General features: G+C 41.0%; 8 protein-coding genes. 1 reads left to right on the plus strand and 7 read right to left on the minus strand.

Features of this window, described 5'->3' with window-relative positions:
- Position 1 precedes the first annotated feature (1 nt).
- Positions 2 to 2,671: a helicase-related protein gene (locus tag ACN20O_RS05510; protein WP_491637980.1), complete on the minus strand. Its 2,670-nt coding sequence runs from the start codon at positions 2,669 to 2,671 to the stop codon at positions 2 to 4.
- Positions 2,672 to 2,719: 48 nt separating this feature from the next.
- Positions 2,720 to 3,931, minus strand: a complete 1,212-nt coding sequence (locus ACN20O_RS05515; protein ID WP_491637982.1) for a M20/M25/M40 family metallo-hydrolase — start codon at positions 3,929 to 3,931, stop codon at positions 2,720 to 2,722.
- Positions 3,932 to 4,078: 147 nt separating this feature from the next.
- On the opposite strand from ACN20O_RS05515, the gene ACN20O_RS05520 reads away from it, so the two are divergent.
- On the plus strand, positions 4,079 to 5,068 hold the full coding sequence (locus tag ACN20O_RS05520; protein WP_102244930.1) for an NAD(P)H-dependent flavin oxidoreductase: 990 nt from the start codon (positions 4,079 to 4,081) through the stop codon (positions 5,066 to 5,068).
- Here the strand turns inward: ACN20O_RS05520 and ACN20O_RS05525 are convergent.
- The 5 genes from ACN20O_RS05525 to ACN20O_RS05545 all read right to left on the minus strand — a co-directional run bounded on the left by ACN20O_RS05525 (position 5,061) and on the right by ACN20O_RS05545 (position 12,268).
- Positions 5,061 to 8,507: a CHASE domain-containing protein gene (locus ACN20O_RS05525; protein WP_491637984.1), complete on the minus strand. Its 3,447-nt coding sequence runs from the start codon at positions 8,505 to 8,507 to the stop codon at positions 5,061 to 5,063. The two genes, ACN20O_RS05520 and ACN20O_RS05525, sit on opposite strands and share 8 nt — an antisense overlap.
- A gap of 172 nt (positions 8,508 to 8,679) precedes the next feature.
- Positions 8,680 to 8,970, minus strand: coding sequence for a hypothetical protein (locus ACN20O_RS05530; RefSeq protein ID WP_491637986.1), 291 nt, complete (start codon positions 8,968 to 8,970; stop codon positions 8,680 to 8,682).
- A 9-nt stretch (positions 8,971 to 8,979) separates the two neighbouring features.
- On the minus strand, positions 8,980 to 11,016 hold the full coding sequence (locus ACN20O_RS05535; protein WP_491637988.1) for a M3 family metallopeptidase: 2,037 nt from the start codon (positions 11,014 to 11,016) through the stop codon (positions 8,980 to 8,982).
- 9 nt (positions 11,017 to 11,025) lie between these two features.
- Positions 11,026 to 11,577 carry a hypothetical protein gene (locus ACN20O_RS05540; protein ID WP_491637990.1) on the minus strand — a complete coding sequence of 184 codons (552 nt, stop codon included), beginning with the start codon at positions 11,575 to 11,577 and terminating at the stop codon, positions 11,026 to 11,028.
- A 136-nt stretch (positions 11,578 to 11,713) separates the two neighbouring features.
- On the minus strand, positions 11,714 to 12,268 hold the full coding sequence (locus ACN20O_RS05545; RefSeq protein WP_491637992.1) for a metal-dependent transcriptional regulator: 555 nt from the start codon (positions 12,266 to 12,268) through the stop codon (positions 11,714 to 11,716).
- Positions 12,269 to 12,431 lie beyond the last annotated feature (163 nt).

Genomic DNA, 12,431 nt, shown 5'->3' on the forward strand with positions numbered 1-12,431 from the left:
ACTATCTTTTTGGTTTACCTTGAAACTTTCTCTTCTTAGAAGGTTTCCCCTGACGGAAGTTGCTCTTCGTTGAGCCTACTGCCGAGGCTAGGTTTGATTGTCTTTCTCCCGGTTTTCCACCTGGTGGCGACCCTCTTCTACCTTGGAATGGACGTCTCGTGAAGCGCCTTTGCTGGAAGCACTCTTCACAGATCGCAAACTTAGCGTTTTCTGGAAGTTTTCCCCCACAGCTTGAGCAAGTTGGCGTGATCTTGTCCGAAAGAAGTGTATTAAGTTTGTCGATGGCCAGAAGTTTATTTTCCAAAAGATCTGTCTCATCAAACTCAAAATTCTTATTGTTGAAGTGGCGGGCAAGCCATTGGTAAAGCTCCACACACTTGATAGTCGTTTCAAGATAATCAATCTCATTTGAAGCGTGATTGATGTGTTCGTTCTTAATGACTTCATTAGTAACAAATTTCTTTAAGATCCAAACGTAATACTGAACGTGCTCCAGAAGACCTAAGTTAACCGGTGCACAGGCGAATCCAAAAATCTCTGCTGATGAAAGTGTTTGATTGCTGTCGATATCTTCTACTGTTTCAGCAAGTTCAATCATCTCTTTCAAGTCAACGCAATAAAACGGCTTTGTGAAGGTCATAGTGTTGAAGAGTCTTAAAAACTCTGAAAGCCTAAGAATTGGAAGATTATGAGATGAAAGGGCATTGTTAACTTTGGTAAAGATATCCAGATCGGGACCAACCATACTTTGAGTCTGTTGTTCCAGCACTGAATCCAATGCATCCTGAATGTCAGTTAACCCATCTTCTACTTTCTGAAGGCACGTCACCTTTCCTACCGGGAAACGTTGAAAGCGTCCGGCACGTCCGGCAATCTGCTTAATCTCACTCACAGTGATTGGATGCTCTTGTGAATTAATGTGTTTTGTAAGAGTGGTAAAAACGATTCTCTTAATCGGAAGGTTCATCCCCATTGAGATGGCATCAGTACTAACGATAACGTCCGTTATCCCTTTATCAAACTTGCGGGCCTGCTCACGACGAACTTCCGGAGAAAGCATTCCGTAGATAATAGATACTTTAAAACCAACCTGCTCCAAATCGTACTTATATTTAAGAGCATTTCTTCTTGAGAAAACAATCAGAGCATCACTTTTTTGCAGCTGAGAGAGCACGATTGGCTTTTCTTCAACTTCAAGTTTCGTCATACGCTCATAATTCTTCACTTCTAATTCGTCACCGCAAAGTTCAGTGATCTGTTTTACCAGGTCAAGAACAGAGCCATCACCACAAACGTGAACTTCATAGGCGTGAAGGTTAACCAGAGCACGGGTCCATGCCCATCCTCTTTGTTTATCAGTGATCATCTGGATTTCATCAATAACCGCGCATGAGAACTCTTCGTTCAGCTTGGCCATTTCAATCGTCGATGAATAGTGAGTAGCATCTTCAATCTCGATAACTTCTTCACCGGTTAAAAGAGTGGTCTTCACCCCTTTCCCGTTAAGCGTATCGTATAACTCGGCAGCAAGAAGTCTCAGTGGTGCCAGGTAACATCCCTTGCGAGAAGCGGCGAGCGCCTGGATCGCATGGTAGGTCTTACCAGAGTTGGTAGGCCCCATGTGATAGATAATTTTTCTTGGAATTTTTCTAGCGTGCGAGTGCAGCCAGAACTGCCCTAAATACTCTTGAAGAATGTTTGAAGAGATATCTTTTCTCTTTAATACCAGGATGGATTTGATTAATTTTTTAAATTCAACAACCAGGTACTTTTCATGTCTCCAGATGTTGCTAGAAAGCTGCTTGAAAAAGCGTGTGAATTCTTCGTCACTCACCAGTTCAGGTGAATGCCCTTCTTCTGCTAGAATGCGATGGAAGAAAAGGATTAAGTTATTAGCGTGTTCTTTTGCCAGCGGGCTTGGATAAGTGAATGTCTCATCTTGAAGGCCTTTAATTTGCGATTCAAGACGATTTAGAGAAGACTTCTTTAACCTGAATTGCACCTGCTGAAATTTTTTATCCAGAGTTCTTAAAAGGTTCTGATAGATCGCAGTGATATCAGAGATAGCACTTTCTTTATTAAGAGCAATCTGCTCTTCAATCTTCGCTTTTGTATCGTTGATTGCGGCCACGCACTCATCGTAAACGACTTCGCGTACACGCGTTCTGTAATCAGCAAGACAGGCCACACACTGACAGGCAAGTTGGCTTGATTTTAATTCTGCATTGAAGTTTTCTTTGAAACTCTTTTGAGTTTCAACGTGATTTGTTTCTTTTCCTTCAACCCACTTCTTTAATACAGCGTAGTGAAGTTCAAGAACTGCCGGAGTGAGTCCCCCATCCTGACCGAAATAAAAAATTTCTTTTTCCGGCATTAAGCAGTCATCGATAAAAATGAGTGAAATAATATTTTCTCTTTGAAGGAATTCAAAGAAATTTACGTATTCAGTGTTAAAGATAGAAACAAGTGATGGGTACTGCTTAAAAACATTCCAAAGAGCGCTTTGAGTTTTTTCAACGAAATTTAAGACAATGCCTGCATCTTCAACAGTTCGAAGATAATCATCGCTTTCGGAAAAAGAATGAATTTTAATTAAGGTCTTTCTTTCGGTATCTAAGAGGTCGCGGATACCTTGGTAATCGGGAAGGGCGGGAAAATCAGTCGTGCTCAATAAAAATTCCTTTTTAACGTTTCACGACTGATTATATCATCTTGCTTTCTATCGGTCTAATTCAACGATGTACGCTACGGCCATTTTCGCAAACTTTGCAGCATGGTTAGCGTTTCCATTTGATGCGGCCAGAGTGTCTCTAGCTGTATGGATGTTATGGTTCATGTCATTCATCTTCGCTTCAAACGGCATTGATGCCGGATAACCTTGAGAATGCCAAGAAGCGTGATCTGAGCAGCCGTATCCACACTTATCAAATCCCCACTTCACACCTGGGACGTAACGGTCAATGATCGATCCAACAAAGTTGTTTTGTTGGTCGTTGGTGTAGTCTCTCATCATAACGATATCGAGATCTTTTGTTCCCTGGAAATTCGTCATATCAAGTTGCATAACTCCAATGACATTGACGTTTTTCTGCTTGAAGCTTCTTGAAATTTCTTTTGATCCTAAGAGACCAACTTCTTCAGCTGCATAGGCCATAAATTTAATCGTTTTTTGTGGTTGGTATGAACTATCAGCAAGAATGCGGATAACTTCTGAAATCGTCGCGATTCCTGACGCGTTATCATCTGCACCTGGGGCCGTTGAAGTCGCACCACCGAATGATCCGTTGATTGAATCCTGGTGACCACCAATGACAATCGTCTCATCTGACGCACCCTTTAGAGTTAAAATAACTGAAGGCTGATCCCATTGAGAGTGTGGAAAAAATTCGACTGTCGCGTCAGCGCGATTCTTGACTAAATCACTCCAGTAATCTTTGATCCATGTTGCTGATTGCTTTCCGAACTCACCTTTGTAATAACGATTTTTAAACGAAGAAAGTTTAGTGATCGTTGCCAAGATGTTATCAGCTTTTACTTCGTTCACCAGAGGCTTAACTAAGTTTTCCTGATTGATAGTATAGTCCGCGAACATATTATTCTTAGCAAAGACCTGAGCTCCATCTTGAGAATCTAATTGCTCAAGAGCTTCTTCCTTATCGTCGTGAACCATGAATCCACCACAACGGTTGAAGTTTCTGTGCATAAGAAGTGAAAGCCATGGAATCGATTCTTCATCGATTTTTAAGACGCTGATTCCGTCTTTTGTCTCGATAGATTCTACTCTTCTTCCGAAAGTTTTTTCAGAAAAAGCTAGAGCATCTGAATCGATAGTAATGTAGACGCTTTTTGTGTTTTCAGTAGCAAGTGGAGACACTGCTGGGATAGCAATCATTGCTACGGCCAGAGAGAGTGATTTGAAACCTTTCATCATAAACAACCTATTCCTTTAGTGGTAATCATCCGTGATTAACAAAAAGTTTGTTCCTTTTGGTATGATTTGTCTAATTTTCTGGAATTTTATCTTCTTACTTCTTACAATTAATCAAAGAAAGATTTCACATTTTTGACGGAGAGAACCATGATCTCAACTTGGCTAACAAAAACTTTTGATATTAAGTACCCAATCATCCTGGCGCCGATGTTTTTAGTGTCTAATAACAAAATGTTAGCTGAAGCCTATAAGAACGGATTCATTGGTTGTATCCCCTCTTTAAACTACCGAACCCCGGCCGATTTTGAAGCAGGAATGGTCGAACTCCACAAAGAGTGCAATGGTAAATTTGGAATTAATCTCATAGTAAATAAGTCAAATGTTCACCTGGCAGAACACTTAGCTGTTTTAGAAAAATACCCACCTGCCTTCATCATCACTTCTCTTGGTTCTCCAGAAGAAACCATCAAAAGATTAAAACCGCTGGGAGTAAAAATTCTTTGTGACGTGGTCGATGTTGAATACGCTAAAAAAGTCGAATCCCTTGGAGCTGATGCTTTAATTGCTGTTAATTCCGGGGCCGGCGGACACGCTGGAAATATTTCTCCTTCAATCCTGGTTCCAATGTTGATGAAAGCAACGAAGCTCCCGGTGATCTCCGCTGGTGGTGTAGGAACAGGAGCAGGTCTTCTTTCTGTCATGGCCTTAGGAAGTGAAGGTGTTTCGATTGGATCTCCCTTTATCGCCACTAAAGAATCTCCAGTATCAGCTGAATACAAAAAAGCCGTCGTTGATTTTGGAGCGATGGATATCGTTATGACGACAAAAATTTCAGGAAGCCCGTGTTCAGTTATCAACACTCCTTATGTGAAAGAAATCGGGACTGAACAAAACTTCGTTGAATCTTTCTTAAATCACAACAAGCAGCTTAAAAAATATGCCAAGATGCTTACTTACTACCGTGGAATGAAAGCAGTAGAAAAAGCAGCCTTCGCGGCCACTTATAAAACAGTCTGGGTTGCCGGACCTTCAATTGAGTTTACTCACGCCATCGAAGATGTTCAGACGATTATTAAAAGAATTATTACTGAATACGAAGAAGCTTACCAGGCACTGGTCGCTCGCCAGCTTAAGTAAGAGGCAGTTCAATCACAAATGAAGTGTGGGCAGAAGCGGTGTCGTAATAAAACCTGCCGCGGTGGTTTTCAATAATCCCTTTTGAAATAGAAAGACCAAGCCCTGTTCCCTTCCCTACTTCTTTTGTTGTAAAAAATGGCATCATGATTTTGTCCAATACTTCCGGATCAATTCCATCACCACTATCAGTCACGCTGATTTTGCAAACGCCATCATCATGACCGACATTAATTTCAACCCATTTTTCTTTTAATGGCTCGACGGCGTCGTAAGCATTATTGAGCAGGTTTACCAAAACCTGTAAAAGCTCAGCCGCTCTTCCGTTAATGTAAAGCGAGTCACCTTCATCCATATTCACTTTTAAATTGATTGCATGGAATTTGAATCGCTCGCGTGAAAAATCCAAGGTTTCATCAATGAGTCCCGGCACATGGATGCGCTCCATTTGATCGTTTTCAGCATTTCTTGAAAACGATCTCAGCCCGCGAATAATAGATCCGATTCTCTTGGCCGTGTTTTGAATATTGGTTAGTTCTTCGGCAATTGAATGGTTGTATTTAAAGTTATTGCTTAAAGCATTGTCAGTGCCTTCAATTCTACGTTTTAAAAGCGATGTTTTCCCAATGATAATTGTTAGAGGGTTATTGATCTCGTGAGCAATCCCTCCTGCCATTTCCCCCAGCGAAGACATCTTGGCAGAGGCCACTAGTTTTTCTCTTTGGCTGCTTAAAATAGCTTCTGCATGTTTTCTTTCACTGATATCGCGAACACAGGCCTGAAGAACAGTCCTTCCGTCATAAGAAAAAGCAGTGAGAAGAACTTCGGCCGGAAAACTCTTTCCATTCTTGCGACAGTGCACCCATTCAAAATGACTATAACCATCGTTAAAGGCCTTTCTCATGTGGTTGTTGGCCATAGTCTCTGAATCACCTCCGTTAGGCTGAAATTCAGGAGAAAGATCCGACGGGTGCAATGAAAGAAACTCTGCTTTTTTCTCAAAACCAAAAAGTTTCAACGTGCGAGAGTTACAATCAAAGAAACGTCCATCCATTGTTAAAAGCATCAGGGCATCACTTGATCCTTCAAAAATAGAATGTGCCTTGGCCCTTTGTCTTTGGATTTCATATTCGTAATCTTTTTGTGATGAGATATCTGAAATCGTTCCGACCATGCGATGAGGCTTATCACCGGACTTATTATGGATCATCATTCCCCGAACAAGAACCCATTTATAATTACCATTTTTACAAAGGAGGCGGCATTCAGTAATAAAGCTCTGCTCGCCATTAAAGTGTACTGCCAGGTTTGCTCTTACACGAGGAAGATCTTCAGGATGCACTGTCGTTAGCCAGTCTATTTCAGCACTATCTAATTCACCTTCTTCGTACCCCAAAAGACTATTGAGTCTCCTGCTGAAATGAACTTTCCCCGTATCAATATCCCAATCCCAGACAGCATCTCCAGCTCCTTCCAAAGCGAACTTCCAAAGCTCTTCACTGGCCTTTAGTTCTTCAGTTGTCTGACTGGCAAAATTGATCGCACGCTTTTTCATGGCCTGCAGAGAAACGATTAATGTTCCTAACAGTAAACTAATAATCGCTGCCACTGCGCCTACGCGAGATGAAAATGAATCACGGCTGGCATAAAAAGCGGCTGTCCCTTTAAATTGAAAAACAAAATCATGATTACCAAAACGAACTTTTTTAATAATCTCATTAGACCCTGGAAGTTTGTCATACCCTGGAGTCGTCGTAATTAAAGTGCTTTTCCCTAACGAATCTTCTGAGACTTTAAAACTGATCTCTTTTAAATTACCTTGCTGAAAAACAGTGCTGAAGAATTGGTCTGTCATTACTGGAGCATACGTCCACCCAATAAGTCTCTCTCTTCTTTCTGCTACAGTTTTAGGTATTTCTCCTCTTCCATAAAAGGGATAGTAGGCCAGCATCGCCGGCTGTCCATCAGGATCATCAATGAGTTTTATTCTTCCTGTAATTGCCGGCTCTCCTGTATCACGGGCGTATTCGGCGGCCATGCGACGTTGTTCTTCAGTCGCCAGGTCAAGACCTGCCTTTAAACGATTGCCGCCAAAAGGTTCAATATAAGTTACAAGATACGCTTCAGAAAGAAGTGCGTTTTGGGAAGCTTCTTCCGGTGAAACGCCAGGAAAAGCATGGTACTCGAAATCCTGTCCTTTTCTCAGTTCATTTTTCTTAATAAAGGATTCAATCTCAGTTTTAGGAAGGCGGAAAACAACACCTAGCCCTCTTAGTGCCGGAAGTTTTTTTTGAAATTGATTGTATTCTAAAAAACTACTCCACTCTTCTTGTTTCACTTTATCGCTGGCGGTAAATAAACTCGCGCCACTTTGAAGAGCAAAAAAGTAGTTATTCATTTTTGATTCAAGTAATGGCTCCACACCTTCGACAATGGTTTTCAAATAATCATCAGAGTCGCGGCTGTTTTTAAAAAAGAATCCCAAAAATAAAAGGCTGGCGAAAATCCAGCTAAACAGAAGGACTAATCCTGGCTGCTTTAATGAAGAGATGCGCTTTAAATCAGTCATCATCAATGAACTGATCCCTACGCTGGCCAGGAATACCTGTAAGTTAATTAAGTTTGTATTAGTCGTTCCATGTAAGAACACTCCATAGCCAAACTTAACAGCGAGCACGCCGATAAAAGAAATCAGAATCGTGGCCAGAGAACTACCACGCTCTCCTGCCTGAGCTGCACACCAAAGCATGTATGGAAAAATAAAAAATAAGTAAGGTGCTCCTTCAACCTGAAAAAAAAGAAGCCAGCACAGAAGCACTCCACCAAAGATCAGGGCCAGACTCATAAGAATGCCTGGAGCTTCGTGAACTTCATCCTGCAAACTAAAAGAATTTTTAACGAAAGAAAATACCAGAGGCAGAACCACGATGCCTCCAAGAGAGTCTCCTGTCCACCAAGTCAACCAAACCTGATCAAACATTTCTCCTGGTGAAGCTCCTGATAAAACCAGAGTCAGGGTTCCCACCATTGAACTGATAGAAGCTCCAATAATTGAAGCTAAAACAATTGCGAGAGTCCGTGAGTGAGTTTCAGTCTGGTATTTCTTTTGACTAAAAAAAAAGAGCACTACTGCACCGACAAGTGCTTCCAGTGTATTTCCAGTGGCGATACTAAGAATCGATATAAACGACAGGTTTGAAAGTGAATTGATGATAAAAGCACCGATAAAAACGAAGGGCCAGAAACGAAGACCGAAAAGAAACAAAACGGACATGGCCACGCCTGTTGCCGGCCACACAGGAGAAGTCACCTCATTAATCGTTGCCAGTGAAACACCAACGCGAGCAAAAATTAAATAGAGCGCCACGAAAGCAACAAGCTTCACAAAATAATTTTGTAAAAATGTCGAAGTAACGCCGCTCTGAATGCGCTCAGGATCCACAGTGTCCCCAAAACGTAAAATACACCACTAAGTTAGCGACTTCATTTATCACTTTTGTGGCATTTTATCTATTAATTGAAACTTAAGTTTACCTCAACTTCCATTGGGGATGCCAATAAAAAGAAGGCCCGCTAAGCGGGCCTTCTTTAAGGTAAAATTTAATTAGGGTGGCTCAAATAATTTCACAGTCAACAGACGAATGAGTGTTTAAAACATCCAACTTAGTCGAGAGGCTTCTTTGAGCGTAGTCCTTCATCGAATAACTCATCGTTTTAGCGGAAGCTGACGGGTCTTCAATTGAAACCGAGTTTAATCGACCCTCAAGAACAGTAGCTTCAAAGGCAACGCCATTATGAACCTTGTTCATCGAGGCCATTTCGTACTCAGAAATCGGTGTTTCCACGATATCTACCTGAAACTTGGCCAAGAGAATGCACTTTAAAATCGTCCCTGATGCAATCATTTAAAACTCCTATTTTGCCAATAGACCAGCTCTTCTTAAAAGAGCGTCTGGGTTTGGTTGTTTTCCTCTGAAGGCCACATAAAGGTTCATCGGATGCTCACTTCCACCTTTTGAAAGGACATTGTCCTTAAACTTATTAGCGACATCGCGGTTGAAGATTCCTTTTTCTTTGAAGAATTCAAAAGCATCAGCATCTAAAACTTCGGCCCATTTGTATGAGTAGTATCCAGCAGAGTATCCACCGGCAAAAATGTGTGAGAACGCAGTTGAAATACTTGTTCCCTTAACTGATGGAAGGAAATCCATTTTATTAGTCATTTTTGTTTCAAAAGCTTCGATGTCTTTAACTTGATCTGGGTTAGCTGAGTGCCATGCCATATCGATCGTTGCAAAACTAACTTGTCTTAGAGTTGCACGTCCTTCAAGGAAACTTGAAGAATCTTTAATTTTTTTGATCAAATCCGCTGAGATTTTTTCTTTTGTTTCGTAGTGTTCAGCAAAAAGGTCCAGGCACTCTTTTTCGTATGCCCAGTTTTCCATGATCTGTGATGGAAGCTCTACGAAATCCCAGTAAACGTTTGTTCCTGAAAGAGTCTCGTAACGAGTGTTTGCCAGCATACCGTGTAGGGCGTGACCAAACTCGTGGAATAGTGTCACAACTTCATCAAATCCTAGAAGAGAAGGTTTTGTTGGAGTTGGTTTTGTGAAGTTACAAACGATGGCCACATGTGGACGAACGTTCACACCATGATCCATCTTTTGCCCTCTAAAAGACGTCATCCATGCTCCGTTTCTCTTTCCTGCTCTCGGGTGGAAATCAGCATAAAATACAGAAACGTGTTTGTCGTTTTCATCTAAAACTTCATATGTTTTTACATCTTCATGATAGACAGGGATGTCAAAACGTTGCTCAAATTTTAAACCATAAAGGTTTTTTGCAACTTTAAATACTCCATCAATAACGTTCTCAAGCTTGAAGTAAGGGCGAAGCATTTCATCGTTTACCTGAAACTTCTCGTTCTTTAATTTTTCAGCGTAATAAGCTGTATCCCACTTTTGAAGCTCTTCGATGCCATCGAGTTTTTTAGCATAAGCTTTAAGCTCTTCAGTTTCTTTAATAGCAGCAGGTGTCGCATGGTTAACAATGTTGTCTAAGAATTCAAAAACTGTTTTTGGATTCGAGGCCATTCTCTCTTCAAGAATGAAATGAGCGTGAGACTCGTAACCAAGCAGGTTGGCCTTCTGGTGTCTTAGAGTCGCGATCTCTTTAATAATTTCTTTGTTATCTGTTTCGCCGTCTTTAAACCCTTTTGTTGAGTTTGCCAGCCACAGTTTATGGCGAAGCTCACGGTTTTTAGCGTAAGTTAAAAAAGGAATCACACTTGGGTATTGAAGTGTGAAGGCCCATTTGCCTTCATGCCCTTTTTCTTTTGCTGTCATTGCCGCTGCTTCGATTACATCTTCAGTCAGGCCTTCAAGGTCTTTTTTATCTTCAACCAGCATGACGAAGTCATTTGTTTCTTTCAGGATATGATCGCCAAACTTTAGCCCTAGAGTTGAAAGTTTAGTTGAGATTTCTCTCAGTCTTTCCTTTTGAGCATCGTTTAGAAGAGCTCCGTTTCTTACAAAACTTTTGTAGCTTTTTTCTAACAGCATTTTTTGTTCAGCTGAAAGGTTGAAGTTTTCTTTGTGGTCCCAGACTTTTTTAATTTTCTTAAACAGGTCTGCATCCAGGCTAATATCATTTCCGTATTCAGTTAGAAGTGGAGAAAAATCCTTAGCGATTGCCTGAATTTTATCGTTTGTTTCTGCCGAGTGAAGGTTGAAGAAAATTCCTGAGATCAGATCAACTTCCGGCCCTGCATTTTCCAGTGCCTCTACGACGTTTTCAAACGTTTCAGTTTCTTTGTTGTTTTTAATATCAGCAATTCTACTTTTAGCTGCTGCAATAGCTTCTTTCACAGCTGGAATAAAGTCTTCCGGCTTAATTTCATTGAAAGGAACTGTTTCAAACGGTGTCGTGAATTTGTTCAAAAGAATATTCATGTGTATCTCCTACTTAATTTGCAATTCAAATGTCGTACTATCTTTGCCTTCAGCTTCCTGGATAATTGTCTCAGGCAGGCCTAGTGTTTTACTTTTACTATTGAGGTCAGTAACGATTTGAGCGATGCTGAGGGGTTCATTTTTCCTCAGACTCACTTCAGAAGTGACCTTCGTTCTGTTTAGTTCTGTGAATGAAAAGATCAACTGATAAATCCCGCTTGCTCCCTGTCTGCATTCGACATATAGAGCTCTCCCATCAAGGTCCAGCGATCCTGGTTTTCCCATCCCGAGAAGAATTTGAGCGGTTGATGTCTCTCTTAAATCGCGGTTGGAAGTTTGTGCATCGTTGGTTCTTCCCACTCTGACATTGATTGAATCGACTTTTCTAGCTCTCGTCGTTTTCATTTCCAGCTGGCAGTGATCTTCTGTTATTTGAGTATTAGAAGCCGCTGCTTCGCTAGTTTCACTTATCAAAGTGTAACGCTTGCTAAGGAATTTCTCCAATAATTTTGATCTATCGGGCGATGTCACAATATCGAGACAATTATCAGCAGAACGCATAAAAACCTTCTCTTTAGGCAAAAGAAGGAATTCTAATGATTTTTTAGCCTCGGAAAGACTGACTTTTCGCTCAAAGCAAAAGCTGGCCAGGTCTTCCTGCGCAAAGACTGGATTCACAAGTAGTGGAATGACTAAACTACTTATCAGTTGGTAAATGGCTGTCGCCCTTTTGATTGTGAATAAACTCGTCTGCTGTGTTGTATGAGCACAGGTCGAGAGTTGTCTTGAATTGGAAAGACTTTGGTAGTTGTCCTTTTTTATCAAGATCCTCACATGTACATGCAAGCGTCTTCATGAAGTTGAAGAAACGTTGGCTGGTTTGTGGACTCATTAAGTGTTCCATCTGACAAGAATCGTACTCAGCAGTTTTTTCATCTACGCCTACGAAGTCTCTTAGGAAATAAAACAGTAATGTTCTTGAAGATAAAATGCGGTGAACTTCTTCGTGACCAAGTTCAGTTAGAACAACAAATTTACATTCGTCTTCTTCCTGGATTAGACCCTTCTTTTTTAGATTGTTCAGCATTGTAGAAACTGATCCCTTTGTCAGGTCCAGGTCTTTTGCAATGTCTGTCACGCGAGCGAATCCTCTGTTTTCTTTTAACTTATGGATCGTTAAAAGGTAGTGAACCATCGAGTGAGATAAATCATTTTCGTGAGCGTCTTTTTGGTCATTGTTTTTTGTCATCATAACCAAATTTGTACCAACCAAAACCTTCCACGTCAACGAACCAAAAGCCTACAAAACAAGGCACTTACCTGTGCCTAAGAGGCCTGCTTTGAGTGACCTAACATCTTGTTTTTATAAGGGTGCTAAACCGAAACCTTTTTGCCCAGCGATTAAAGAAAGACCC

This window comes from Bacteriovorax sp. As-1 (assembly GCF_058446905.1).

Bases quoted from the DNA above. Each gene is read 5' to 3' on its own strand.
- ACN20O_RS05515 (WP_491637982.1), bottom strand. From the start codon at position 3,931: ATGATGAAAGGTTTCAAATCACTCTCTCTGGCCGTAGCAATGATTGCT.
- ACN20O_RS05520 (WP_102244930.1), top strand. From the start codon at position 4,079: ATGATCTCAACTTGGCTAACAAAAACTTTTGATATTAAGTACCCAATC.
- ACN20O_RS05530 (WP_491637986.1), bottom strand. From the start codon at position 8,970: ATGATTGCATCAGGGACGATTTTAAAGTGCATTCTCTTGGCCAAGTTT.
- ACN20O_RS05535 (WP_491637988.1), bottom strand. From the start codon at position 11,016: ATGAATATTCTTTTGAACAAATTCACGACACCGTTTGAAACAGTTCCT.
- ACN20O_RS05540 (WP_491637990.1), bottom strand. From the start codon at position 11,577: ATGCGTTCTGCTGATAATTGTCTCGATATTGTGACATCGCCCGATAGA.
- ACN20O_RS05545 (WP_491637992.1), bottom strand. From the start codon at position 12,268: ATGATGACAAAAAACAATGACCAAAAAGACGCTCACGAAAATGATTTA.